Annotated in this window: 27 protein-coding genes; 12 read left to right on the top strand and 15 right to left on the bottom strand. The window is 65.4% G+C overall.

From position 1 onward, the window contains the following. Window positions 1-3 precede the first annotated feature (3 nt). Window positions 4-1,428, bottom strand: coding sequence for a cell envelope integrity protein CreD (gene creD, locus FIU85_RS12870; protein WP_152497168.1), 1,425 nt, complete (start codon window positions 1,426-1,428; stop codon window positions 4-6). A 145-nt stretch (window positions 1,429-1,573) separates the two neighbouring features. Between creD and FIU85_RS12865 the strand changes: the two genes are divergently transcribed. Then, window positions 1,574-2,026 carry a MarR family winged helix-turn-helix transcriptional regulator gene (locus tag FIU85_RS12865; RefSeq protein WP_152497167.1) on the top strand — a complete coding sequence of 151 codons (453 nt, stop codon included), beginning with the start codon at window positions 1,574-1,576 and terminating at the stop codon, window positions 2,024-2,026. Here the strand turns inward: FIU85_RS12865 and FIU85_RS12860 are convergent. The 14 genes from FIU85_RS12860 to FIU85_RS12800 form a co-directional block, all read right to left on the bottom strand. Further along, entirely contained in the window at window positions 1,996-2,295 is a 300-nt protein-coding gene (locus FIU85_RS12860; protein WP_152497166.1) for a hypothetical protein, read from the bottom strand. The two genes, FIU85_RS12865 and FIU85_RS12860, sit on opposite strands and share 31 nt — an antisense overlap. Further along, window positions 2,295-3,074: a succinate dehydrogenase iron-sulfur subunit gene (locus tag FIU85_RS12855; RefSeq protein ID WP_152494033.1), complete on the bottom strand. Its 780-nt coding sequence runs from the start codon at window positions 3,072-3,074 to the stop codon at window positions 2,295-2,297. The genes FIU85_RS12860 and FIU85_RS12855 overlap by 1 nt, the downstream gene beginning before the upstream one ends. A 14-nt stretch (window positions 3,075-3,088) precedes the next feature. Next, window positions 3,089-3,409, bottom strand: coding sequence for a succinate dehydrogenase (locus FIU85_RS12850; RefSeq protein ID WP_152497165.1), 321 nt, complete (start codon window positions 3,407-3,409; stop codon window positions 3,089-3,091). Further along, on the bottom strand, window positions 3,406-4,155 hold the full coding sequence (locus FIU85_RS12845) for a class I SAM-dependent methyltransferase (protein ID WP_172978883.1): 750 nt from the start codon (window positions 4,153-4,155) through the stop codon (window positions 3,406-3,408). The genes FIU85_RS12850 and FIU85_RS12845 overlap by 4 nt, the downstream gene beginning before the upstream one ends. Further along, window positions 4,155-4,757, bottom strand: coding sequence for a hypothetical protein (locus FIU85_RS22045; RefSeq protein ID WP_172978882.1), 603 nt, complete (start codon window positions 4,755-4,757; stop codon window positions 4,155-4,157). The genes FIU85_RS12845 and FIU85_RS22045 overlap by 1 nt, the downstream gene beginning before the upstream one ends. Next, window positions 4,757-6,562: a succinate dehydrogenase flavoprotein subunit gene (gene sdhA / locus FIU85_RS12840; protein ID WP_152498251.1), complete on the bottom strand. Its 1,806-nt coding sequence runs from the start codon at window positions 6,560-6,562 to the stop codon at window positions 4,757-4,759. Before sdhA ends, FIU85_RS22045 begins: the two co-directional genes overlap by 1 nt. A 101-nt stretch (window positions 6,563-6,663) precedes the next feature. Then, on the bottom strand, window positions 6,664-7,035 hold the full coding sequence (sdhD, locus tag FIU85_RS12835) for a succinate dehydrogenase, hydrophobic membrane anchor protein (protein ID WP_152497163.1): 372 nt from the start codon (window positions 7,033-7,035) through the stop codon (window positions 6,664-6,666). 14 nt (window positions 7,036-7,049) lie between these two features. Beyond that, entirely contained in the window at window positions 7,050-7,433 is a 384-nt protein-coding gene (gene sdhC, locus FIU85_RS12830) for a succinate dehydrogenase, cytochrome b556 subunit (RefSeq protein ID WP_152494037.1), read from the bottom strand. A gap of 172 nt (window positions 7,434-7,605) precedes the next feature. Next, window positions 7,606-8,307, bottom strand: a complete 702-nt coding sequence (locus FIU85_RS12825; protein ID WP_152497162.1) for a DUF1194 domain-containing protein — start codon at window positions 8,305-8,307, stop codon at window positions 7,606-7,608. A 79-nt stretch (window positions 8,308-8,386) separates the two neighbouring features. Continuing rightward, complete coding sequence (locus tag FIU85_RS12820) at window positions 8,387-8,830, bottom strand: response regulator (RefSeq protein WP_152497161.1); 444 nt, start codon at window positions 8,828-8,830, stop codon at window positions 8,387-8,389. A gap of 71 nt (window positions 8,831-8,901) precedes the next feature. After that, window positions 8,902-9,933, bottom strand: a complete 1,032-nt coding sequence (locus FIU85_RS12815) for a MaoC family dehydratase (protein WP_152497160.1) — start codon at window positions 9,931-9,933, stop codon at window positions 8,902-8,904. Between the two features lie 2 nt (window positions 9,934-9,935). Next, window positions 9,936-10,139, bottom strand: a complete 204-nt coding sequence (locus FIU85_RS12810; RefSeq protein WP_152497159.1) for a DUF1737 domain-containing protein — start codon at window positions 10,137-10,139, stop codon at window positions 9,936-9,938. A gap of 4 nt (window positions 10,140-10,143) precedes the next feature. After that, window positions 10,144-10,689 carry an NnrU family protein gene (locus FIU85_RS12805; protein WP_152497158.1) on the bottom strand — a complete coding sequence of 182 codons (546 nt, stop codon included), beginning with the start codon at window positions 10,687-10,689 and terminating at the stop codon, window positions 10,144-10,146. 3 nt (window positions 10,690-10,692) lie between these two features. After that, complete coding sequence (locus FIU85_RS12800) at window positions 10,693-11,556, bottom strand: CoA ester lyase (protein WP_152494043.1); 864 nt, start codon at window positions 11,554-11,556, stop codon at window positions 10,693-10,695. 228 nt (window positions 11,557-11,784) lie between these two features. Between FIU85_RS12800 and FIU85_RS12795 the strand changes: the two genes are divergently transcribed. The 11 genes from FIU85_RS12795 to lpdA all read left to right on the top strand — a co-directional run bounded on the left by FIU85_RS12795 (window position 11,785) and on the right by lpdA (window position 23,646). Beyond that, a complete protein-coding gene (locus FIU85_RS12795; RefSeq protein WP_152498250.1) occupies window positions 11,785-12,072 on the top strand; it encodes a hypothetical protein in 288 nt (95 codons plus the stop codon). Window positions 12,073-12,346: 274 nt separating this feature from the next. Beyond that, window positions 12,347-13,309: a malate dehydrogenase gene (gene mdh / locus FIU85_RS12790; RefSeq protein ID WP_152494044.1), complete on the top strand. Its 963-nt coding sequence runs from the start codon at window positions 12,347-12,349 to the stop codon at window positions 13,307-13,309. A gap of 364 nt (window positions 13,310-13,673) precedes the next feature. Then, window positions 13,674-14,867, top strand: a complete 1,194-nt coding sequence (gene sucC / locus FIU85_RS12785) for an ADP-forming succinate--CoA ligase subunit beta (protein ID WP_152497157.1) — start codon at window positions 13,674-13,676, stop codon at window positions 14,865-14,867. Window positions 14,868-14,927: 60 nt separating this feature from the next. Beyond that, a complete protein-coding gene (sucD, locus tag FIU85_RS12780; protein WP_152497156.1) occupies window positions 14,928-15,812 on the top strand; it encodes a succinate--CoA ligase subunit alpha in 885 nt (294 codons plus the stop codon). An 89-nt stretch (window positions 15,813-15,901) separates the two neighbouring features. Then, entirely contained in the window at window positions 15,902-18,859 is a 2,958-nt protein-coding gene (locus tag FIU85_RS12775; protein ID WP_152497155.1) for a 2-oxoglutarate dehydrogenase E1 component, read from the top strand. 6 nt (window positions 18,860-18,865) lie between these two features. Then, window positions 18,866-20,473, top strand: a complete 1,608-nt coding sequence (odhB, locus tag FIU85_RS12770; RefSeq protein WP_152497154.1) for a 2-oxoglutarate dehydrogenase complex dihydrolipoyllysine-residue succinyltransferase — start codon at window positions 18,866-18,868, stop codon at window positions 20,471-20,473. A gap of 81 nt (window positions 20,474-20,554) precedes the next feature. Then, the gene (locus tag FIU85_RS12765; protein ID WP_152497153.1) at window positions 20,555-20,788 is read left to right on the top strand and encodes a hypothetical protein; all 234 of its coding nucleotides are present in this window, start codon (window positions 20,555-20,557) and stop codon (window positions 20,786-20,788) included. Between the two features lie 82 nt (window positions 20,789-20,870). Beyond that, window positions 20,871-21,416 (top strand): hypothetical protein, encoded by a 546-nt coding sequence (locus FIU85_RS12760; protein WP_152497152.1) that lies wholly within the window; start codon window positions 20,871-20,873, stop codon window positions 21,414-21,416. Further along, window positions 21,413-21,808, top strand: a complete 396-nt coding sequence (locus tag FIU85_RS12755; protein ID WP_152494050.1) for an MAPEG family protein — start codon at window positions 21,413-21,415, stop codon at window positions 21,806-21,808. Before FIU85_RS12760 ends, FIU85_RS12755 begins: the two co-directional genes overlap by 4 nt. Continuing rightward, entirely contained in the window at window positions 21,805-22,194 is a 390-nt protein-coding gene (locus FIU85_RS12750) for a hypothetical protein (RefSeq protein ID WP_152497151.1), read from the top strand. Before FIU85_RS12755 ends, FIU85_RS12750 begins: the two co-directional genes overlap by 4 nt. Before the next feature lie 63 nt (window positions 22,195-22,257). After that, entirely contained in the window at window positions 22,258-23,646 is a 1,389-nt protein-coding gene (gene lpdA / locus FIU85_RS12745; protein ID WP_152497150.1) for a dihydrolipoyl dehydrogenase, read from the top strand.

Here is a 23,646-nt window from a genome sequence, read left to right as displayed (position 1 = left end):
GCGTCAGCTTGCGGGCTGTGGTGCTTCCGGCTGCGGCGCCGCCTTGCGGAACCATCCCCGGCGCGGCCCGGTGCGCGGCTCGCCGTACCAGTTCTCGTTCCGCGTGGCGAACATCGTGCCCGCAATGGCCGCGAACAGCAGGATCGACCCGGCCAGCAGGGCGTAATCCGCGCTGCGCAAGATCAGGTACAGCACACCGTAAAGCACCGCCAGCATCGCCCCCACCACCAGCGTCCGGCGGCCCAGCTTCAGCGCCGTCGCGGCGAAGGCCGTCACCAGACCCACGGTCGCGCCCCCGGACACGAGGTAGGCCAACCCGAACCCGACCTGTTCCGACAGCGCCAGCATCAGCAGGAAGAACGCCGATTGCGCCAGCCCGATCAGGATATACTGCACCGGGTGCGTCGGGCGCTTCGTCTGCCCCTCGACCAGGAAAATCGTCAGGAATGTCAGACCGATGAACAGGATGCCATACCGCGCCGCGCGATAGGCTTTCTGGTAGAAATCATTCGGCTGATACAGCCCGACGCCAAAGCTCGACGTGCTCCGCGCGACCTCGTTCTGGTTCTCGCGGCTGACCTGCGGCAAGGGGCGCGCCAGATGCGGGATCACCCAGTTGGCCTCGAACCCGTCCTCGCGCACCTCGTGGCTGTCGGGCAGGAACGCGCCCTGAAACTCGGGATGCGGCCAGTCCGAGGTCAGCGTCACCCGCGTCTCGCGCCCCACAGGCGTGAACGACAGCGCCTCGGCCCCGTTCAGCCCCATCTTCAGATCGAACGCCCCGATCTCTCGCGGGTCCCCCGTCGGCGCACGCAGCCCGCCAATATAGCGGTTCTCGCTCGCCACCGGCTCCATCTCCAGCGCGCGGCCATCGGCCATCAAACGCGTCTCACCCCGCAGCGCGCGGTTACTGCTCACATAAACCCGCACCTCCGCCTCGTCCCACAGCAGAACCTCCTCACCGCGCAGCACCTCCTCTGCCTCGGCGGCGTTGAAATCGAACGCGCCTTCCGCCTTGGCGGTATAGACCGGGACCGAGAAAATTCCCCGGCTGCGTTCCTGCGTGGTCTTGTACATCTCCAGGTCCAACGTGTCGGGATAGACATAAACCGGATCGCGCCGCAGCGTCCGCTCCACCTGTTTGAAGCGAAACACAGGCTGGTCGTCGCCATCCAGCTTCTGCTCGCCGGTCAGGGGGTCGATTACCTCCTCGCGCTCGCGCACCATCACCGTCTCCTCGACCGGGATGATCAGGACCGGGCCGGACAGCAACTGTTGCCCGCCCCACTCCTGACCGACCGAGGCGATGGTCTGGCGGTTGTAATCCGCACGGCTGTCGATGATCGCACCGACGAAAAACACAGGTATGGTCATCAGCAAGACCAGCAGGCCCACGATGATGAACCGCAATCCGGGGGAACGCAGCATTGGAATGTCCTCTCATTTTATATTCCGATGCCCCCGTTTTGCGCAGGCGTTCGTGCAGACGCCCCCGCCCCGGTTGCGCAGATTTCGTGCAGTGGGGCCTGCGCCCCCCTTGCCCCCCAGATGCACCTGCATTTAGGCTCGGACCATGAGCAGAACACCCCAGAACCTTTCCGCGTGGCAGGTCCTGTCGCGCAGCCATCGCCGCCTTCAGGGCCACCTGGACGCGGCGCTCAAGGCCGAAGGCCTGCCATCGCTCGACGTGCTGGACGCGCTGGCCGCGCTCGATGCGAGGCCCGAAGGCCAAACGGCGAGATCCCTGGAAAACCGCCTGATGCTGCCGCAATACGGCGTCTCGCGCCTGCTGGACCGGATGGAGAAAGACGGGCTGATCCGCCGCGTCGCGGATGCCAGCGACAAGCGGCTCAAGCATGTGCACCTGACAGAGACGGGCCGCGCGACGCTGGTCGCCATGGTCCAGACCCGCGATGCCGCGCTCGATGCGTTTCTCGCGCCCCGCGCCAAGCCGGGGCAGCTGGACCGGATCACCGATCTGCTGTCCCTGCTCGATCAGGACCTGTCCGAGCCGACCTCTGGATAAAGCAACCCGAACAGCGCCAGGCGCCGCTCGTCGCGCGACAAGGTCCCCTGTTCCCAGCCATCGCCAAACGCGGCGAAGACATCCTCGTCGTCGTAATGGTCGTCGAAAACCTTGCCCGCCCGTTCGACCAGCCCGGCCAGTTCGCTGACGAACTTGCTTTCCCCGATCGCCGTCCGGTTCAGGTAATGCAGCCGCCCCGACAAGTGGCGGCACACGTCCCGAAACTCTTCCTTCGACTTGAAATCGAGTTCGGGACGCGGCTTGCTCATCACATGGCCCGCTCGAGCATCATCTTCTTGATCTCGGCAATCGCCTTGGCGGGGTTCAGCCCCTTCGGGCACGTCTTGGCGCAGTTCATGATCGTGTGACAGCGATAGAGCTTGAACGGATCCTCCAGATCGTCCAGCCGCTCGCCCGTCGCCTCGTCCCGGCTGTCGATGATCCAGCGATAGGCATGCAGCAGGGCGGCCGGTCCAAGATACTTGTCACCGTTCCACCAATAGCTCGGGCAGGCCGCCGAGCAGGAGGCGCACATCACGCATTCATACAGGCCGTCCAGCTTTTCGCGGTCCTCGATGGACTGCTTCCACTCCTTGGCGGGGCGGTTCGTCTTGGTCTCCAGCCACGGCATGATGCTGGCGTGCTGGGCATAGAAATGCGTCAGGTCCGGGATCAGGTCCTTGACCACCGGCATGTGCGGCAGGGGATAGATCTTCACGTCGCCCTTCACCTCGTCCAGCCCGTAGATACAGGCGAGCGTGTTGATCCCGTCGATATTCATCGCACACGACCCGCAGATCCCCTCGCGGCAGGACCGGCGGAAGGTCAGCGTCGGGTCGACCTCGTTCTTGATCTTGATCAGCGCGTCCAGAACCATCGGCCCGCACTTGTCCATGTCGAGGAAATAGGTGTCGACCTGCGGGTTCTTCCCGTCATCCGGGTTCCAGCGATAGATCTGGAACTTGCGCACGTTCTTGGCGCCTTCGGGCTTGGGCCACGTCTTCCCCTTGGTGATCCGGGAATTCTTCGGAAGCGTCAGCTGTACCATTTACGTGTCCTCTCTCAGCGGCCCAGCAGGACCAGACCGTTTTCAGCAATGCATTGAACCGACTCGGGCCGGCTCGCGATGTCCACCACCAGCTCGACCGTCGCGGGTTGGACCCCGCCGACGGAATCGCGCGCGATGGTGATGATTTCCCCGGCCGAGGCCGCGTCGATGATGCAGTCGGTGACCGGCGCCACGGTGACACCCGGAAAGCGCCGCGCGACGATGCCGTTGACCACCGTCTTGGCGCGGTCCCGCGCGATGGCGTCGGCGGCGTCATTGGCCGCGTCGCACCCCGTCAGCAGCAGCGGCAGCGCAAGAATGGCAAGCCATCTCATTCCGCCGCCTCCAGTCCCGTCAGCTCCGGCAGCACGTCCTCGACCTTGCGCATCTGCATGATCTGCTTGAGGTTCTTGGGCCCGAACTCCTCGATCGTCAGGTCCATGAACTTCGCCACGATCTCGTCGCGCGCGTCCTCCAGAACCCGGTTCTCGGGGTCAAGCCCGGTCACGATCCCCAGCCCGCAGGGCCGTGGGTTCAGCACGTCAAATGCCAGCTCGGGCCTGTATTCGCGCAGGATCAGCGTCATCTTCCACACGTCGCCCGACCAGCCCTTGGTGCGCTCTGGGTCCCAGTCGCGCTCGGCGGCGGCGGGCGAGAACGGCACAAGGTCATGCAGCAGAATCGCCGCCTCGGGATGGCACAGCTTTTCCGTGGCGATGAAATCGTCCAGCACGTATTCGAACAGGTGCATCCCGTCGATGAACGCCATGTCGATGCGCGGCGCAATCTGATGCGCCTGCCCGCTGGCAAAGAAGTCGCCGCTGGTCTGTCGGATCAGATGCAGCGCGGGCTTGTCGCCCATCACGTCGCCCCCCAGGCGAAAATCCGGGTCCACCGCGATGGCCTTGCCCGGGCACCGCATCAGCGAATGCCCCCGCCCCGCGCCGATCTCCAGGTACCATTCCGGCGCGCGCGTCCGGTGCAACACCTCCAGCACATCCAGGTAATGCCGCCCCCGCGCACGCGGCCAGCCCGCCGGACGGGCAGGCTTTGCCGTGATATGCGTGGCGGCCTTGGGCATCAGTAGGGGTTGCCGATGCAGTACTGCGAGCCGCCGTATATAACAGGCGCATGTTTCGGGCACGGCCCCGCCTTGCGCGCGACGCCGGTCACCTTGACCACCGGGCTGCCACCCCGGCCCAGCGCCTGGTCGGCACAGGCATTGATCCGGTTCGCTGCCTCGGCGGTGACGCGGCCATGCGGCACGATCCAGATGCGCGTCTGCTGACCGATCGGGATCTCCTGCCATTGCCCGCCCAGGCGGACACCGCCGCCAATGCCGAACTTGTGCTTGCAGTCAAGGATCGCACTGCGCTGCTCGCTGACCGAGATATAGCGGTTCGGATTCGCCGCCGCGGTGACCGTCGACGCCCCAAAACGATAGGCGATGCAGCTGGTCAGCGCCTGCGCCTCGTAATGCGACGCGCCAGACCCGCGCACGGGCGTCATGATCACGTCGTCGCCCCGGACGTTCGTCACGTAGGACCCCTCGGGGCTGACCTCGGCAAAGCACGCCTGCACGACGCGATCCACGTTCGCGGGCGTCGTGTCGACGGCCTGCGCCGCGCCTGCCAGCACGGTCAGGCCGCCAATCGCGGCGGCGGTTCTCAGTATGGCTTTCATCAGAATGTCCTTTCCTTGGGTGCAATCTTCTTCAAATTGATCCCACCCTCGGATTCGGTCGTGAGCGGGTCCTCGATGATAGGACGATAGCTCAGATCCACGGACTTGCCATCCACCCGCGCAACCGTGTGCACGCGCCAGTTCTCGTCGTCGCGCTTCGAGAAATCCTCGTGCGCGTGGGCGCCGCGGCTTTCCTTGCGCGCCTCTGCCCCGGCGATGGTGGCCAGCGCGTTGGGCATCAGGTTGGTCAGCTCCAGCGTCTCCATCAGGTCGCTGTTCCACACCAGGCTGCGGTCGGTGACCTTCAGGTCGTCCAGCTTGGCCGCGATCGCATCCATCTTCTTGACACCCTCGGACAGGGTCTTGGAGGTCCGGAACACGGCCGCATCCTCCTGCATGGTGCGCTGCATCTCCAGCCGCAACTCAGCGGTGGGCGTGCCGCCATCGGCGTGGCGGAAATGGTCGAAGCGGTCAAGCGCCTTGTCCACCTCGCCCGCGTCGGTCGCCGGCACGGCGCTCTCGGGGTTCACCACCTTGCCCGCGCGAATGGCCGCGGCCCGCCCGAACACCACGAGGTCAATCAGCGAGTTCGAGCCCAGCCGGTTCGCGCCATGCACGCTCGCACAGCCCGCCTCGCCCACGGCCATCAGGCCCGGAACCACGGCGTGCGGATCGTCCTTGGTGGGGTTCAGAACCTCGCCCCAATAGTTCGTCGGGATACCGCCCATGTTGTAATGCACGGTCGGCAGCACCGGGATCGGTTCCTTGGTCACGTCCACCCCGGCAAAGATCTTGGCGCTCTCGGAAATCCCAGGCAGGCGCAGGTTCAGCGCCTCGGCGGGCAGGTGGCTGAGGTTCAGGTGGATGTGATCGCCGTGCTCGCCCACGCCGCGCCCTTCGCGGATCTCCATGGTCATCGAGCGGCTGACATAATCACGCGGCGCCAGATCCTTGTAGTTGGGCGCGTAGCGCTCCATGAACCGCTCGCCTTCGCTGTTGGTCAGATAGCCGCCCTCGCCGCGCGCGCCTTCGGTAATCAGGCAGCCGGAGCCGTAGATCCCGGTCGGGTGGAACTGCACGAACTCCATGTCCTGCAACGGCAGGCCCGCGCGCGCCACCATGCCACCGCCGTCGCCGGTGCAGGTATGCGCGGACGTCGCGCTGAAATAGGCGCGTCCGTAACCGCCCGTGGCCAGCACGACCATCTTGGAATTGAACACGTGGATCGTGCCGTCATCCAGCTTCCAGCAGACGACGCCGGTGCATTGACCGTCCTCGCTCATCATCAGGTCGATGGCGAAATACTCGATGTAGAACTCGGCGTTGTTCTTCAGGCTTTGCCCGTAGAGCGTATGCAAAATTGCGTGGCCGGTCCGGTCGGCGGCGGCGCATGTCCGCTGCACCGGGGGGCCTTCGCCGAACTCGGTCGTATGCCCGCCGAAGGGCCGCTGATAGATCCGCCCCTCCTCGGTACGCGAAAACGGCACGCCGTAATGCTCCAGCTCGTAAACCGCCTTGGGCGCCTCGCGCGCCAGGTACTCCATCGCGTCCGTGTCGCCCAGCCAGTCCGACCCCTTGACCGTGTCATACATGTGCCACTGCCAGCTGTCCGGCCCCATGTTGCCAAGGCTGGCCGCGATGCCGCCCTGCGCCGCCACGGTGTGCGAGCGCGTCGGGAACACCTTGGTCACGCAAGCCGTGCGCAACCCCTGTTCCGCCATGCCCAGCGTCGCGCGCAGCCCCGCGCCGCCCGCGCCCACCACAACCACGTCATAATCATGTGTCTCGTATTCGTAAGCCGCCATGCTTCGTGCCTTTTCCGGTTCGTCTGCTCGGGCCATGCCGGCCCCGGCGATATGGTCTCACAGGGGCCGGGGCGACCTGCGCCCTGCCCTCGGAATGTTTCTCAGAGCGCCAGGCGCGCGATGGCGAAAAGCCCCGTCGCCATGGCGCCATAGCTCAGGCAGGTCACCAGGATGATCGTCACCTTCTGCGCCGTGCCATGCACGTAGTCCTCGATCAGCACCTGGCACCCGTCGGCGAAATGCTTGAAGCCGACCACAAGCGTCAGCGCCGCGACGATGGCCGGGAAGGGCCGCGCGTAATAGGCCGTGACTTCCTCGAACGGCGCGCCCAGGATGCCGCCGAAGGTAAAGACGAACAGCGGGATCAGGATCAACAAGGCAACGCTCTGCACCTTCATCGCCCAGAAATGATGCACGCCGCTCTTGGCCGAGCCTAGGCCCATGGCGCGCTTGCGGTCTGTCAGGTAACGCATGTCGGGGGCCTCCTTCAGATGAACAGCACGGTCAGGACGGTCAGAACGACCGATCCGCCGATCGCCGCCCAGCCCAGCATCTCGGCCTTGTCGATCTGCAACATCATGCCGTTGTCCCAGATCAGGTGCCGCACCCCCGCCAGCGTGTGGTACCACAGCGCCCAGAGCGACAGGAACATCACGATGTCACCGAACCAGCTGGTCACGACCGCGTCGGCGGTCGCGAAATAATCGGCCGAGGTGGCGGCGGCCAGAAGCCACCAGACCGTCAGCAGGGCCGCCACCAACAGCGCGTTGCCGGTGATCCGGGTCAGGATCGAGGTCATCGACGTCAGCTGCGGGCGATAGATCGTGAGGTGGGGCGAAAGCGGCCGGTTGCCGCGATTTACGTCTGCCATTGGCATTCCCTTTCTCGTCGCGATGTGGCGCCGACCCGGGTGGGCCAGCCTGCCCCGCGATTTGAGTTCGTTTTATCCAATCATCCGGGGCCTCTGCAAACCCGTATTCTTCGAATAGTGCAGGCATTTCGTCGCAAAAGCAGTTTTCGTGATCACATACATAGGTGCGTGATCACAAATGCGGCGCAAAGGAATCACCCGGCGCTTTCGAGATGGGTTTGGTGACTTCGCGCAGCAGTTTGCGGCGCATTCGGGCGGGATACTCGGCGTAATCATTGGCTGTGATCACAAACGCACCGGGCCCGTGGATGACGTTTTCCCAGAAATACTCGGTCACCCTCGGCTCCGCCCCTTCGATGACCAGCGCGTTGACCACGATCCCTTCCTGCCGCAACAGGCCATGCACGTCGCGGGGTCTCGGCCCCTCGTTCGATGACCCGTCGCCCGACACGTCGATCACCCGGCGGCGGCATCCGGGCACGTCCCTGAACTGCGCCGCGCCGACCTCCAGCGCCTCGCCGATGGCGGTGGAGAAGTTGCGCCAGACGCGCGGCGTGGTCTCGATCCGCGCCGCTAGCGCCTCGACCGCGTCGAAATCGGTCATCCGTTGCCACGGCACCACCACGCGCTGGCGCGACGTGCCGGTCCATTGCAGCACCAGCACCGCCGCCTCACCCACGACCAGCGCCTCGCTGACCGCGCCGTCGCGCAGCCCGTCGGCCAGCCCCTGCATCTGAATGCGGTATTCCCGTTGGTCGACAGAGCCCGACACGTCCACCGCCAGCACGAGCGCCACCTCGCAGGCGGCGGCGGAGACCGCCGCGCCGCAGGCCCCGACGGCCGAAAGACAAAGACGCAAGAACGCGCGTACCATGCCCACAGCATGCGCCAGACCGCGGCCGCTGCCCAGAAAAACCGCTCGGCGCGCGGCTCACATTCGCGTCGACCCGCGCTCAGGCGCTGCGCCGCATCGGCCCCGCCACGCGCTGCGTGATCATGTCTCCCACGCATTCGCGGAAGAAATCGCGCAGCTTTCGCATCGGGTCGTCGGTCTTGTCGATCACGCTCAGGCCCGCGGCGCGCGCCTTGTCCCACATGAAGGGCGAGGGCCAGCCCGACACGATCACGATCGGCACGTCCGACAGTTCCGGCGCGCCGGCGAGTTCCCCGGCAAACTCGCTGCCGGACCCGTCGGGCACGCTGTTGTCGCACAGGATGGCCGAGTATTGCGAGCGCGACAGCGCCTTGCGCGCGGTTTCGATGGTCGGGACGAAGTCGATCTCGGCCTCCACCCGCGCGCCGCGCATCGCACGGCGGATCATTTCCTGGTCATGGGCACTGTCTTCGAGAACGAGGCACCGCAGGCGCGGGCCTTCGAATGGCGTTGGATCAGGCATGGCAACCTCCTTTCGCACAGGAAAGGACGCTACAGACCATGTCTTAACAAACCGAGAACGGCGCCCGGGCCTCAGATCGGCATCAGCGCCCAGTAATCCAGGTCCAGCAGGACATGCGGCAGATACTTGCCATCCTCGCCGCGCAGGCCGAACGGCTCGCCGCCCTTGGTCGCCACCAGCCGCAACCGCAGCGCGCCCACACCCGGCACGCCCGTCTCGGCGCGGTCCAGCACCTCCGACCAGGCCCGCACGGTATCCCCGGCAAAGCAGGGGTTGGCGTGGCTGCCCGCGTTGATCGCCGCGATCATCTGCGCATTGGCCAGCCCGTTGAAGCTCAGCGCGCGCGCCATCGAGATGACATGCCCGCCATAGATCAGCCGCTTGCCGTCCTCGCGCGGCGTGATGTCGAAATGGGTCTTCGAGGTGTTCTGCCACAGGCGCGTGGCCATCATGTGCTCGGCTTCCTCGATGGTCACGCCGTCCACGTGGTCGATCGTCTCGCCCACCTCGTAATCGCCCCAGCGATGCGGCTCGCCGGCCAGCGTCATATCATAGTTGGAAAAATCCAGCCCCGCTGGAACGACCAGGTCCTCGGGGGCCACATGCGACGCGGTCTCGGGCACCACGGGCGCGGGCGCGGGCGCGTCCACGTCCTTCTTCCGTACCATCACCCAGCGCACGAACTGCATCACCGGCAGGTCCTGCTGGCTGATCCCCGTCGTGCGCACCCAGACGATCCCGGTCTTGCCGCTGGACGTCTGCTTGACCCCGATCACCTCGGACTCCGACCGCAGCGTGTCCCCGGCATAGACCGGCCGCAGCCACCGCGCCTCGGCATAGCCCAGGTTCGCCACCGCGTTCAGAGAGATGTCCGGCACGCTCTTGCCGAAAACGATGTGAAACGCCGCCAGGTCGTCGATCGGGCTGGCGGGCAGGCCGCAGGCCCGCGCGAACTCGTCCGAGGAGTAAAGCGCGTGGCGCGCGGGATAAAGCGCATGGTAAAGCGCCCGTTCCCCACCCGACACGGTGCGCGGCACCGCGTGCGGGATCACCTCACCGACGGTGTAATCCTCGAAGAACCGCCCCGGGTTGGTCTTGGCCATGCTCACTGCTCTCCCAGCTTGGTGTCGGGCGTGTAGGTGCCCTCGGCCTCCTTCACCACGGCCTGGCCGCAGCGCATCACACCATTGGCCGCGTCGAACGCATAGGTCGGGCTGCCATGCAGCTCCCACCCCTTGTTCAGCGCCTCGGTCACCTTGTGGCAGAAGGCCGACGTGTCATCGGCCGAAAGGAATCGATAAAGTTTCATACGCTCACCCAAAGGCCGGATAGCCCAGCCAGTAATGCACGGCCACGATCAGGCCGTAGACCACGACACTGCCCGCCACAGCGGCGATTTCCTTGGATTTCGGCGCCGGGTCGGGGCGCACCCACTCCGGCTGCGACTTGTTGATCACGATCATCTCGATCACCGCCCAGGCCAGCAGCCCGCCGAACAGGATGAACGACGGCACGTCGCCGTTGACCAGCAGGTGCGCCAAGGCCCAGACCTTGACCGCGCCCAGCATCGGATGCCGCATCCTGCGCGCCAGCGCGGTTTTCATCCCCGAGGCCGCGAACATGTAGACCGACAGCAGCATCAGCAGGTTGTTGATCCCCACCGTCATCGGGTGCCGCCCCCAGAAAAACGCGCCATCGGCGGCCTGGTAGCCCTTGGTCATCATCCAGATACTGACCAGCAGCACCACGGCGATCACCGCCTTGCCCGCGTTGCCCATCGCCGCCCGCGGCCCCGGCGCGATCCGTTTGAACAAATGCGCCACCGACCAAAGCAGCACGCCTGCGATCAGCAATCCCATGATCTACTCCGCCGCCATCTGTGCAATCGCCTCGGCCTTCGCCAGCGTCCGCTGCGCCGCGACGACATGCAGGTTTTCCACGATCTGGCCGTCCACCACGGCAATCCCCTGCCCCTGCTTCTTGCTCTCTTCATAAGCCTCGATCTGACGCATGGCCGTGTCGATCTCGTATTGCGTGGGGGCGAACGCCGTGTTTGCGATGTCGATCTGGTCGGGGTGGATCAGCGTCTTGCCGTCAAACCCAAGGTCGCGCCCATGCTCGCATTCCAGCTTCAGCCCGTCGCCATCCCGAAAACGGTTGTAGACACCATCCAGCGCCACCACGCCGCGCGCGGCCCGCGCCGCCATCACGATCATCTGGAGCGACGCCAGCAGCGGCATCCGGTCGGCGCGGAAACGACAGCCCAGCTCCTTGGTCAGGTCGTTCGTACCGGCGACCAGCCCCGTCACCTGCCGGTGCGCGGCGATCTCGCGGGCGTTGAACACGCTGGCGGGCGTCTCCATCATCGTCCAGATCGGAATCTCGGTGCCGATCAGATCCGACAGGTTGTCCACGTCCGCATAGGTGTTCACCTTGGGCTGCAGGATCACGTCCGCCCCCGCATCACCCAGCACGCGGGCATCCTCGAACCCCCATTCGGTGGTCAGCGCGTTGATCCGCACGACCTTCACGCGGTTGCCGTAGCCGCCGTCGCTCAGCGCCTGCGCCAGCGTCGCGCGCGCCTCGGCCTTGGCGTCGGGCGCCACGGCATCCTCCAGGTCAAAGATGATCGCGTCGGTGGGCAGGGTGCGCGCCTTGTCCAGCGCCCGTTCCTTAGAGCCGGGAATATAAAGAACGGATCGGTAGGGATGGGTCGAAAGGTCCATGGCGTGCCCCGCTGGCTGGTCGAAATTTTCTTGCGCGGGAATTCGCCATTTTTGGAACGAAAGTTCAAGACCTTTCTCGCCGCGATGCAGAAATGGCCATGGCGCAAGAGCATCCGCCGGCCTGCGAACCCTCCGTTAACCATATCTTGATACCCTCATCCGCACGCTCTCGGCACAGATACGGCAGGGACCCAGCTTTGAAAGGGTAAGACGATGAAGACCAAACTGATGATGCTCGCCACGCTTCTGGCCACGGGTCTGTCCGGTCCCGCCATCGCCGCGAGTTGCGCACCGCGCGATACGGTCGTCGACCGGCTCGCCTCCAAATACGGGGAAACGCGGCAATCCATCGGGCTCGGGCCCAACAACGCGGTGGTCGAGGTGTTCGCCTCCACCACGACCGGCACCTGGACGATCACGGTGACCTCGGCGCATGGAACCACCTGCCTTGTCGCCAGCGGCCAGTCGTTCGAGACGCTGGACGAGGGGCTGCCGATCGACGGCGACGACGCCTGATCCGGGCCCTGGCCGGACGCGGGCGGCCCGTCGCCCGCGCGCCAGATTCGCCGCGCGGGCCGCAGCGCGGGCCGTCATGGCGGCGCACTCAATTCGATACATCTCGCGCCTCTCGGGGCGCTCGCCCTAAACACCTGAGATTTCAGTCGCTTTTGACCCCATCGCGGCGTCTTGCCTGACCGCCGCCGTCGCGCCGCGGCGCAGCACCCTTGAATTGACCCCGGTTTGCGACTACCCCGTAGCGCGAAATCAAACCCACCGGAGATCAATTTCCATGGCCAGACCCAAGATCGCCCTCATCGGCGCGGGACAAATCGGCGGCACGCTTGCGCATCTCGCCGCCATCAAGGAACTGGGCGACGTCGTCCTGTTCGACATTGCCGAAGGCACCCCCGAGGGCAAGGCGCTCGACATCGCCGAATCCGGCCCGGCCGAGGGCTTCGACGCCGCGCTCAAGGGCACGCAGGACTATGCCGACATCGCCGGCGCCGACGTCTGCATCGTCACCGCCGGTGTCCCGCGCAAGCCGGGCATGAGCCGCGACGACCTCCTGGGCATCAACCTCAAAGTCATGAAATCCGTGGGCGAAGGCATCGCCGCCAACGCGCCGGATGCGTTTGTCATCTGCATCACCAACCCGCTCGACGCGATGGTCTGGGCCCTGCAGAAGTTCTCCGGCCTGCCCGCCGAAAAGGTCTGCGGCATGGCCGGCGTGCTCGACAGCGCCCGCTTCCGCCACTTCCTCAGCCTGGAATTCGGCGTCTCGATGAAGGACGTCAGCGCCTTCGTGCTGGGCGGCCACGGCGACACCATGGTGCCTTGCGTGCGCTACTCCACCGTCGCCGGCATCCCCCTGCCCGACCTCGTCGACATGGGCTGGACCACGCAGGAAAAACTCGACGCGATCGTCCAGCGCACCCGCGACGGCGGCGCCGAGATCGTCGGCCTGCTGAAGACCGGCTCGGCCTTCTACGCGCCCGCCACCTCGGCCATCGAGATGGCCGAAGCCTATCTCAAGGACCAGAAACGCGTCCTGCCCTGCGCCGCCCATTGCGACGGCGAATTCGGGCTGAAGGGCATGTATGTGGGCGTGCCCACCGTGATCGGCGCGGGCGGCATCGAGAAGATCGTCAACATCAAGCTCAACAAGGACGAGCAGGAGATGTTCGACACCTCCGTCAAGGCCGTGAAAGGCCTCGTCGAGGCATGCAAGGGCATCGACAGCTCGCTCGGTTGACCCCCGGCACATAGTTTCAACTCCGAACGCGCGGACCGTCCTGGCCCGCGCGTTTTCCTTTGCAGAAGTGTCGCCGGGACGGTCCGTTCGGACCTGTCATTGCACCGCACGCTTCCCGCTGCGTCGGCCCCGGGCCGGTGGTATCGCGCTCTTCCCACGCCGACGGCCAGGACGCCCCTCTGCCCGCGCGCGCGCGATTCGTCTTGCATATCAACGCCCTGATTTGTGATCACAGCATAAAATCGTGTGATCACAAAAGGCGGAAATTCGCCGCAAAAAGCGGGCCGTGGCACGAAAGGGGTTAAGTCCCGCTTCAACCTATGGCTATACCAGAGGCAAACGCACAGAAAGATGGGAACTCTGCATGAACATCCATGAATACCAGGCGAAGGCCTTGCTGCGCTCTTACGGGGCGCCTGTATCGGACGGGCGTGTCGTGTTGCGCGCGGAGGAGGCGAAGACGGCGGCGGGCGAGCTTGACGGCCCCGTCTGGGTGGTCAAGGCGCAGATCCATGCCGGCGGCCGCGGCAAGGGCAGCTTCAAGGAAGAAGGCGCCGGCGACAAGGGCGGCGTGCGGATCACCAAGTCGGTGTCCGAGGCCGCCGAGGAAGCCAAGAAGATGCTGGGCCGCACGCTGGTGACCAAGCAGACCGGCGACGCCGGCAAGCAGGTGGGCCGAATCTATATCGAGGAAGGCGCGGCCATCGCCCGCGAATTCTACCTGGCGCTGCTCGTCGACCGGGTGACCTCCCGCGTCAGCTTCGTCGCCTCCACCGAGGGCGGCATGGACATCGAGGAAGTGGCCGAAAAGACGCCCGAGAAGATCCTCAGCCTGAGCGTCGATCCCGCCACCGGCTACCAGGCCTTTCACGGCCGCCGCATCGCCTTCATGCTCGAGCTCGAGGGCGCGGCGGTGAAGCAATGCGTCAAGCTGATGGGCACGCTCTACAGCATGTTCCTGGAAAAGGACATGGAGATGCTCGAGATCAACCCGCTGATCCTGACCGAGGGCGGCGAGCTGAAATGCCTCGACGCCAAGATGGGCTTCGACTCCAACGCCATCTACCGCCACTCGGACATCGCCGAGCTGCGCGACACCACCGAGGAAGACCCCAAGGAGCTGGAGGCGTCCAAGTACGATCTGAACTACATCGCGCTGGATGGCGAGATCGGCTGCATGGTCAACGGCGCGGGCCTCGCCATGGCGACGATGGACATCATCAAGCTCTACGGCGCCGAGCCCGCCAACTTCCTCGACGTGGGCGGCGGCGCCACCAAGGACAAGGTGACCGAGGCGTTCAAGATCATCACCTCGGACCCACAGGTGAAGGGCATCCTGGTCAACATCTTCGGCGGCATCATGCGCTGCGACGTGATCGCCGAGGGCGTGGTCGCCGCGGTCAAGGAAGTCGGGCTTCAGGTCCCGCTGGTGGTCCGGCTCGAAGGCACGAACGTGGAGAAAGGCAAGGAGATCATCAACACCTCCGGCCTCGACGTGATCGCCGCCGACGACCTCAAGGACGGCGCCCAGAAGATCGTCAAAGCCGTCAAGGGCTGAGCCTCGTAGGGTGGGTTTTTAACCCACCTTTCCCAAGATTGAATTAAGGAGAACGCCACAATGGCCGTCCTCGTCGACAAGAACACCAAAGTCATCTGCCAGGGCCTGACCGGCTCGCAAGGCACCTTCCACACCGAACAGGCCATCGCCTATGGCACGCAAATGGTCGGGGGCGTCACCCCCGGCAAGGGCGGCCAGACGCATCTCGACCTGCCGGTCTTCAACTCGGTCCACGAGGCCATGTTTGAGACCGGCGCCAATGCCAGCGTCATCTACGTGCCGCCGCCCTTCGCCGCGGATTCGATCCTCGAGGCCATCGACGCCGAGATCCCGCTGATCGTCTGCATCACCGAAGGCATCCCGGTGCTGGACATGATGCGCGTCAAGCGGGCGCTCGAAGGCAGCAGCTCCACCCTCATCGGCCCCAACTGCCCCGGCATCATCACGCCCGACGCCTGCAAGATCGGCATCATGCCCGGCCACATCCACAAGCGCGGCTCGGTCGGCGTGGTCAGCCGCTCCGGCACGCTGACCTACGAGGCCGTGAAGCAGACGTCGGATGTGGGCCTCGGCCAGTCGACCTGCGTGGGCATCGGCGGCGACCCCATCAAGGGCACCGAGCATATCGACGTGCTGGAATGGTTCCTCGCCGATGACGAGACGGAATCGATCATCATGATCGGCGAGATCGGCGGCAGCGCCGAGGAAGACGCGGCACAGTTCCTCAAGGACGAGGCCAAGAAGGGCCGCTCCAAACCCTGCGCCGGCTTCATCGCCGGCCGCACCGCGCCTCCGGGCCGCCGCATGGGCCACGCGGGCGCCATCGTCGCCGGCGGCAAGGGCGGCGCCGACGACAAGATCGAAGCGATGAAATCCGCCGGCATCACCGTAGCCGAATCCCCCGCGGGACTGGGCGAGGCGGTGTTGAAGGCGATCGGAAAATGACCTTTAGGGTGGGGGTCCACCCCACCCGTTCTTCCGCAGCGGCGGGATGAAATCCCGCCCTACGGTCAACCCCAACGAGGGAGCCTGAGATGACCGACCAATCCCCCAACGACCAGTTCCACGCCTCCAGCTTCATGCAGGGGCATAACGCGGAGTATCTCGAACAGCTTTACGCGCGATACGCCAACGACCCTAATGCGGTCGACGAGGCCTGGCAGGCCTTCTTCCGGGAACTGGGCGACGGGGACACGGACGTCAAGAAAGAGGCCGCCGGGCCAAGCTGGGCGCGCCCCGACTGGCCGCCGCAGCCCGCAGACGATCTCACCAGCGCGCTGACCGGCGACTACCCGACCGAAGTCGAGGCGCGCCAGGCCGGCGACAAGATCAAGTCGAAGGCCGCCGAGAAAGGCATCGAGGTTTCGGACGATGCCGTCAAACGCGCCGTTCTGGACAGCGTCCGCGCCCTCATGCTGATCCGCGCCTACCGCATCCGGGGCCACCTGGCGGCCGATCTCGACCCGCTGGGCCTGCGCGAGAGCCCCGACCGCCCCGAGCTTGACCCCAAATCCTACGGCTTCACCGATGCCGACATGGACCGGCCCATCTTCATCGACAACGTGCTGGGCCTGCAGGTCGCCTCGATCCGCGAGATCCTCGAGATCGTCAAGCGCACCTATTGCGGCACCTTCGCCCTGCAATACATGCACATTTCCGACCCCGAAGAGAGCGCCTGGCTGAAGGAACGCATCGAGGGCTACGACAAGGAAATCACCTTTACCCGCGAGGGCCGCAAGGCGATCCTGAACAAGCTGGTCGAGGCCGAGGGCTTCGAGAAATATCTCCATGTTAAATACATGGGCACCAAGCGCTTCGGCCTCGATGGCGGCGAGGCGGTGATCCCCGCGATGGAACAGATCATCAAGCGCGGCGGTCAGCTGGGCCTGAAGGAGATCGTCATCGGCATGCCCCACCGGGGCCGCCTCAGCGTGCTGGCCAACGTCATGGGCAAGCCCTACCGCGCCATCTTCAACGAATTCCAGGGCGGGTCGTTCAAGCCCGAGGACGTGGACGGATCGGGCGACGTGAAATACCACCTCGGCGCCTCGTCGGACCGCGAATTCGACGGCAACACCGTGCACCTTTCCCTCACCGCCAACCCCAGCCACCTCGAGGCGGTGAACCCGGTGGTGCTGGGCAAATCCCGCGCCAAGCAGGACCAGCTGGCCGACAAGGAACGCACCGCCGTCATGCCGCTCCTGCTGCATGGCGACGCGGCCTTCGCGGGCCAGGGCGTCGTCGCCGAATGCTTCGGCCTCTCGGGGCTGAAGGGCCACAAGACCGGCGGCACCATGCACCTCGTCGTGAACAACCAGATCGGGTTCACCACCGCGCCGCACTTCTCGCGCTCCTCGCCCTATCCCACGGATATCGCGCTGATGGTCGAGGCGCCCATTTTCCATGTCAACGGCGACGACCCCGAGGCGGTCGTGCACGCCGCCAAGGTCGCCACGGAGTTCCGCCAGAAGTTCCGCAAGGACGTGGTGATCGACATCATCTGCTACCGCCGCTTCGGTCACAACGAAGGCGACGAGCCGATGTTCACCAACCCGATCATGTACAAGAAGATCAAGTCGCAGAAGACCACGCTCTCGCTCTATACCGAGCGGCTGGTCAAGGACGGGCTCATCCCCGAGGGCGAGATCGACGACATGAAGGCCGCGTTCCAGTCCTACCTTGCCGACGAGTTCGAGGCCGGCAAGGAATACCGCCCGAACAAGGCCGACTGGCTGGACGGCAAGTGGTCCCATCTCGACAGCAAGGACGAGGATTACCAGCGCGGCGAAACCGCCATCAAGAAAAAGACCCTGGCCGAGATCGGCCGCGCCCTGACCACCCCGCCCGAGGGCACGCCGCTGCACAAGACCGTGTCGCGCCTGCTGGAAACCAAGGCCAAGATGTTCGAAACCGGCGAGGGCTTCGACTGGGCCACCGCCGAGGCGATCGCGTTCGGCTCGCTCCTGACCGAAGGCTACCGCGTGCGGCTGGCCGGGCAGGACAGCACCCGCGGCACGTTCAGCCAGCGGCATTCCGGCCTCGTCGACCAGGACTCCGAAGAGCGCTACTACCCGCTCAACCACATCCGCGAAGGCCAGGCGCAGTACGAGGTCATCGACTCGATGCTCTCCGAGTACGCCGTCCTGGGCTTCGAGTATGGCTACACCCTGTCCGAGCCCAACGCGCTGACCCTGTGGGAGGCGCAGTTCGGCGATTTCGCCAACGGCGCCCAGATCATGTTCGACCAGTTCATCTCTTCCGGTGAATCGAAATGGCTGCGCATGTCGGGCCTCGTCTGCCTTCTGCCCCACGGCTACGAAGGCCAGGGCCCCGAGCACTCCTCCGCGCGGCTCGAACGCTTCCTGCAGATGTGCGGACAGGACAACTGGATCGTCGCCAACTGCTCGACACCGGCGAACTATTTCCACATCCTGCGCCGGCAGCTGCACCGCACCTACCGCAAGCCGCTCATCCTGATGACGCCGAAATCGCTTCTGCGTCACAAGATGTGCATCTCCAAGGCCGAGGAGTTCACCTCGGGCAGCAGCTTCCACCGGGTTCTGTGGGACGATGCCGAATACGGCAATTCCGAGCTCAAGCTGAAATCGGACGACAAGATCAAGCGCGTCGTCATGTGCTCGGGCAAGGTCTATTTCGACCTTTTGGAAGAACGCGACAAGCGCGGCCTCGACGATGTCTACCTGATGCGCGTCGAACAGTTCTACCCGTTCCCGGCCATCTCGATGGTCAAGGAGCTCGAGCGCTTCAAGAAGGCCGAGATGGTCTGGTGCCAGGAAGAGCCCAAGAACCAGGGCGCCTGGAGCTTCATCGAGCCCAACATCGAATGGGTGCTGCAACGCATCAAGGCCAAGCACACCCGGCCCGTCTATGTCGGGCGACAGGCCTCCGCCTCGCCCGCAACGGGCCTCGCAAGCCAACACAAGGCCCAACAAGAAGCGCTGGTCGATTCCGCGCTGACGATCGAAGGATAACACGTAATGACCACCGAAGTACGCGTGCCCACGCTGGGCGAATCCGTGACCGAAGCCACCGTCGCCACCTGGTTCAAAAAGGCCGGCGACACGGTCGAGGCCGACGAGATGCTGTGCGAGCTGGAAACCGACAAGGTCACCGTCGAGGTCCCCTCGCCCGCCGCCGGCACACTGGCCGAGATCGTCGCGCAAGAGGGCGAGACCGTGGGCGTCGACGCCCTGCTGGCCACCCTGTCCGAAGGCGACAGCGGATCCGACAGCGCGCCCAAGAAGGCCGAGAAGAAGGAAGAGAAGAAACCCGAGCCCGCACCCGCCAAATCCGGCGGCGACAGTGGCGCATCGGACGGCGACTCGGGCGGCGGCGGCAACATCGACGTGATGGTGCCCACGCTGGGAGAATCCGTGTCCGAGGCCACCGTCTCGACCTGGTTCAAGAAGGTCGGCGACAATGTCAGCCAGGACGAGATGCTGTGCGAGCTTGAAACCGACAAGGTCTCGGTCGAGGTCCCCTCGCCCGCCGCTGGCACGCTGACCGAAATCCTCGCCAACGAAGGCGACACCGTTCAGGCCAACGGCAAGCTCGCCGTCCTGTCGGGCGGTGCCGACGGCGCCGTCGAACCCGCCGAACGACCCGACGGCAACGCGATCCCGGCGGAAGGCAAGGAGCCGGCCACAGCGAATGGCGGGCAATACACCGCCCCGCCTCCGGGCCGCGACGTCGAGGATGCGCCTTCTGCGAAAAAGGCGATGGCCGAAAAGGGCCTCAGCAGCGATCAGGTGCAAGGCTCTGGCCGCGACGGCCGAGTGATGAAAGAGGATGTCGCCAAGGCGGTGTCCGCCGCCAGCAGCGCCGCGCCCGCCGCCGCGTCCGCGCCCGCACAGGCGCCCCGCGCGCCGGTCTCGGCCGAGGATGCCAGCCGCGAGGAACGGGTCAAGATGACCCGTCTGCGCCAGACCATCGCCCGCCGCCTCAAGGACAGCCAGAACACCGCCGCCATGCTCACCACCTATAACGAGGTGGACATGACCGAGGTGATGGCGCTGCGGAACCAGTACAAGGACGAGTTCCTCAAGAAGCACGGCGTCAAGCTGGGCTTCATGTCCTTCTTCACCAAGGCCTGCTGCCACGCGCTGAAAGAGGTGCCAGAGGTCAACGCCGAAATCGACGGCACCGATATCGTCTACAAGAACTTCGTGCACATGGGCATCGCCACCGGCACGCCCACCGGCCTCGTGGTCCCCGTGATCCGCGACGCCGACGCGCTCGGCTTTGCCGATATCGAGAAGGCCATCGCCGAGAAAGGCGCCCGCGCCCGCGACGGCAAGCTCAGCATGGCCGAAATGCAGGGCGGCACCTTCACCATCTCCAACGGCGGCGTCTACGGCTCGCTGATGTCCTCGCCCATCCTCAACCCCCCGCAATCGGGTATCCTGGGGATGCACAAGATCCAGGAACGCCCCATGGTGGTGAACGGCGAGATCAAGGCCCGGCCGATGATGTACCTCGCCCTCAGCTACGACCACCGCATCGTCGACGGCAAGGGCGCCGTGACCTTCCTCGTCCGCGTGAAAGACGCGCTGGAGGATCCGCGGCGGTTGCTGATGGATTTGTAAATCGGGTGGCGGGATAAATCCCGCCCTACATCCGGTAGGGCGGGGTTCACCCCGCCTCTTCCACCATACGGGACACACCCCATGACCACCCAACTCCTCCTCCGCTACGACAGCTTCGACCAAGGCGCCCACGACTCCCATGCCGAGGACCGGGCCAATGCCGGTCTCACCCAGCTTCAGATGTGGCGCGAGGGCACGGGCACCCGCTGGGTCCTCTTCGACGTCAACGACGTCGCCCGCGCCAAGGCCTGGGTCGACAAGGAAACCGGGCTGGGCCACGGCCCCGCGACCTCCCACATGCTGGAGACGGCATGAATGACGCACACCCCGCCGCGGACTTGATCCGGGGCCTCGCGGGGCAAGAGGTCCCGGATCAAGTCCGGGACGCGACCCACGGATGACCCCCGCCACCGGATATGCCCGCGCCGTCGCCGCACGCCGCGCCTTCCGCCTGCCGGGCTATCCGACGCTGGCCGAGGAAGGCTTCGACGGCGACTACGTCTCGCCCATCCAGATGACCTCCGGCAGCCTCACCGGCCCCATGCTGGTGTCCAAGGACTGGCTCGACGCGCCCTCCGTCCGCCGCCACCATGCGGAACTCAGCCGCCAGGGCTACCTCTCCACCAATCCCTTCAACCGGGTCATCGACAAGGTGCTGGCGCTGCTGAACCTCACCCGCGCCGACATCTACATCACGCCAGTCTTTCACCTGCTGACACCGCAGCGGTCCTCCACCATCCCCCCGGCCCATGCCCGCGCCAGCTGGGACGCCATCGGCCAGTTTGAGCGTCTCGGCCGCCGCCCCATCGCGCTCGGCCACGATGCCGCCCGGGTGCTGAAACATTTCGACGTGCCGCATATCCGCGCGCCCCACCCCTCGGCCCGCACAGGCACGTTCGACGCCAAGGCCGAGGCCATAGCAGAGGCGATCCAAACCGCATGACCCCCGAACTGACTGTCCTCACGCTCGCCGCCCTTCTACAGGTGGTGCAATTCGCCCTCTACGCCGTGCCCGCCAACATGGAGCTTGGCCCGGGCTACACCACCTCGGCGCGCGACCGCGAGCCGTCGCGGCAGATGTCGGACCGCACCGCCCGTCTGGGCCGCGCGATGGACAACCATTTCGAAGGGCTGATCCTCTTCACCATCGCCTGCGTCGTGATCGCCGTCTCGGGCCAGTCCACCTGGGTCACCACCGCCTGCGCCTGGGCTTACCTCATTGCCCGCATCGCCTATATCCCGGCCTATTACCTGGGCCTGCGCCCCTGGCGGTCGCTGATCTGGCTGGTGGGCTTCGCCGCGACCGCCCTCATGTTCCTGGCCGCGCTGCTATGATCCGTCCCCTGTCCCTCGCCCTCGCCCTCGCACTTGCCGCCACGCCCGCCGCCGCCGAGTTCGTGATCGAGGAAGGCTCATTCTTCGTCATGCACCGCGACTACGACAGCAAGACCAACACCTTCACCGACGACGCCCCCAAAGGCGAAGCCGACGGCTGTTTCCAGATCACCCGCGTCGACCTGCCGGGCAAGACCATCGACTTCACCCTGGTCAGCGGCACCATCACGCCCTGGTGGTCGGATGGCGAAACCTTCCACCCCGGTTTCCAGAACGCTTTCATCCCCGCCATCGGCTTCATGGAGAACAACCCCGACGCCGAGTGGACGGACCTTCTGCACGAAATCCTCAAAACCGTGCCCGACTGCGCCCCGCCCGCGTCGTGACACCGCACCACAAAAAGCATAGGTTCGGGACCAACACGCCCGACACGCGAAGGAGAATATCAAATGGCATCCTATGACGTCATCGTAATCGGCTCCGGCCCCGGCGGCTATGTCGCCGCGATCCGCTGCGCCCAGCTTGGCCTGAAAACCGCCTGCGTCGAGGGCCGCGAAACCCTGGGCGGCACCTGCCTGAATGTGGGCTGCATTCCCTCCAAGGCCCTGCTGCACGCCAGCCACATGCTGCACGAGGCCGAGCACAACTTCGCCGCCATGGGCCTCAAGGGCAAAAGCCCGTCTGTCGACTGGAAACAGATGCTGTCCTACAAGGACGAGACCATCGGCCAGAACACCAAGGGCATCGAGTTCCTGTTCAAGAAGAACAAGATCGACTGGCTCAAGGGCTGGGGCTCCATCCCCGAGGCGGGCAAGGTCAAGGTCGGCGACGACACGCACGAGGCCAAGAACATCATCATCGCCACCGGCTCCGAGGTCAGCACGCTTCCGGGCGTCGAGATCGACGAGAAAACCGTGGTCTCCTCCACCGGCGCGCTGGAACTGCCCAAGGTGCCGAAAAAGCTGGTCGTCATCGGCGCCGGCGTCATCGGGCTGGAGCTTGGCTCGGTTTATTCCCGCCTCGGCTCCGAGGTGACGGTCGTGGAATATCTCGACCATGTCACCCCCGGCATGGATGGCGAGGTACAGAAGAACTTCCACAAGCTGCTGAAAAAGCAGGGGCTCAACTTCATCATGGGCGCCGCCGTGCAAGGCGTCGAGGCGATGAAGACCAAGGCCAAGGTCACCTACAAGCTGCGCAAGGACGACAGCGAGGAGACGCTCGATGCCGACGTCGTGCTGGTCTCCACGGGGCGCAAGCCGTTCACCGACGGGCTAGGACTGGACAGCCTTGGAGTCGAAATGACCGAGCGCGGCCAGATCAAGACCGACGACCACTGGCAGACCAACGTCAAGGGCGTCTACGCCATCGGCGACTGTATCTCGGGCCCGATGCTGGCCCACAAGGCCGAAGACGAGGGCATGGCCGCCGCTTGCGTCATCGCGGGCCAGCATGGCCACGTGAACTACGGCGTTATCCCCAGCGTGATCTATACCCACCCCGAGGTCGCCGCCGTCGGCAAGACCGAGGAGCAGCTGAAGGAAGAAGGCCGCGCCTACAAGGCCGGCAAATTCTCGTTCATGGGCAATGGCCGGGCCAAGGCGAACTTCGCCGCCGACGGTTTCGTCAAGATCCTCGCCGACAAGGAAACCGACCGCATCCTGGGCGCGCATATCATCGGCCCGATGGCGGGCGATCTCATCCACGAGATCTGCGTCGCCATGGAATTCGGCGCCGCGGCCGAGGACGTGGCCCTGACCTGCCACGCCCACCCGACCTATTCCGAGGCGGTGCGCGAAGCGGCTCTGGCCTGCGGCGACGGTCCGATCCACAGCTGA

The sequence above is a fragment of the Roseovarius sp. THAF8 genome (assembly GCF_009363735.1).
Taxonomy (GTDB): Bacteria; Pseudomonadota; Alphaproteobacteria; order Rhodobacterales; family Rhodobacteraceae; genus Roseovarius.
The sequence above is the reverse complement of the archived record's forward strand: the minus strand, read 5'-3'. Positions and strand labels throughout refer to the sequence as shown.

Coding starts and splice junctions, on each gene's coding strand:
- mdh (WP_152494044.1), top strand. CDS start 12,347: ATGGCCAGACCCAAGATCGCCCTCATCGGCGCGGGACAAATCGGCGGC.
- FIU85_RS12800 (WP_152494043.1), bottom strand. CDS start 11,556: ATGGACCTTTCGACCCATCCCTACCGATCCGTTCTTTATATTCCCGGC.
- sucC (WP_152497157.1), top strand. CDS start 13,674: ATGAACATCCATGAATACCAGGCGAAGGCCTTGCTGCGCTCTTACGGG.
- FIU85_RS12795 (WP_152498250.1), top strand. CDS start 11,785: ATGATGCTCGCCACGCTTCTGGCCACGGGTCTGTCCGGTCCCGCCATC.
- lpdA (WP_152497150.1), top strand. CDS start 22,258: ATGGCATCCTATGACGTCATCGTAATCGGCTCCGGCCCCGGCGGCTAT.
- FIU85_RS12805 (WP_152497158.1), bottom strand. CDS start 10,689: ATGGGATTGCTGATCGCAGGCGTGCTGCTTTGGTCGGTGGCGCATTTG.
- sdhD (WP_152497163.1), bottom strand. CDS start 7,035: ATGCGTTACCTGACAGACCGCAAGCGCGCCATGGGCCTAGGCTCGGCC.
- FIU85_RS12815 (WP_152497160.1), bottom strand. CDS start 9,933: ATGGCCAAGACCAACCCGGGGCGGTTCTTCGAGGATTACACCGTCGGT.
- FIU85_RS12855 (WP_152494033.1), bottom strand. CDS start 3,074: ATGGTACAGCTGACGCTTCCGAAGAATTCCCGGATCACCAAGGGGAAG.
- sdhA (WP_152498251.1), bottom strand. CDS start 6,562: ATGGCGGCTTACGAATACGAGACACATGATTATGACGTGGTTGTGGTG.
- FIU85_RS12825 (WP_152497162.1), bottom strand. CDS start 8,307: ATGGTACGCGCGTTCTTGCGTCTTTGTCTTTCGGCCGTCGGGGCCTGC.
- FIU85_RS12750 (WP_152497151.1), top strand. CDS start 21,805: ATGATCCGTCCCCTGTCCCTCGCCCTCGCCCTCGCACTTGCCGCCACG.
- FIU85_RS12760 (WP_152497152.1), top strand. CDS start 20,871: ATGACCCCCGCCACCGGATATGCCCGCGCCGTCGCCGCACGCCGCGCC.
- FIU85_RS12845 (WP_172978883.1), bottom strand. CDS start 4,155: ATGCCCAAGGCCGCCACGCATATCACGGCAAAGCCTGCCCGTCCGGCG.
- FIU85_RS12850 (WP_152497165.1), bottom strand. CDS start 3,409: ATGAGATGGCTTGCCATTCTTGCGCTGCCGCTGCTGCTGACGGGGTGC.
- FIU85_RS22045 (WP_172978882.1), bottom strand. CDS start 4,757: ATGAAAGCCATACTGAGAACCGCCGCCGCGATTGGCGGCCTGACCGTG.
- creD (WP_152497168.1), bottom strand. CDS start 1,428: ATGCTGCGTTCCCCCGGATTGCGGTTCATCATCGTGGGCCTGCTGGTC.
- FIU85_RS12820 (WP_152497161.1), bottom strand. CDS start 8,830: ATGCCTGATCCAACGCCATTCGAAGGCCCGCGCCTGCGGTGCCTCGTT.
- sdhC (WP_152494037.1), bottom strand. CDS start 7,433: ATGGCAGACGTAAATCGCGGCAACCGGCCGCTTTCGCCCCACCTCACG.
- FIU85_RS12810 (WP_152497159.1), bottom strand. CDS start 10,139: ATGAAACTTTATCGATTCCTTTCGGCCGATGACACGTCGGCCTTCTGC.
- FIU85_RS12765 (WP_152497153.1), top strand. CDS start 20,555: ATGACCACCCAACTCCTCCTCCGCTACGACAGCTTCGACCAAGGCGCC.
- FIU85_RS12755 (WP_152494050.1), top strand. CDS start 21,413: ATGACCCCCGAACTGACTGTCCTCACGCTCGCCGCCCTTCTACAGGTG.
- FIU85_RS12860 (WP_152497166.1), bottom strand. CDS start 2,295: ATGAGCAAGCCGCGTCCCGAACTCGATTTCAAGTCGAAGGAAGAGTTT.
- FIU85_RS12865 (WP_152497167.1), top strand. CDS start 1,574: ATGAGCAGAACACCCCAGAACCTTTCCGCGTGGCAGGTCCTGTCGCGC.
- sucD (WP_152497156.1), top strand. CDS start 14,928: ATGGCCGTCCTCGTCGACAAGAACACCAAAGTCATCTGCCAGGGCCTG.
- FIU85_RS12775 (WP_152497155.1), top strand. CDS start 15,902: ATGACCGACCAATCCCCCAACGACCAGTTCCACGCCTCCAGCTTCATG.
- odhB (WP_152497154.1), top strand. CDS start 18,866: ATGACCACCGAAGTACGCGTGCCCACGCTGGGCGAATCCGTGACCGAA.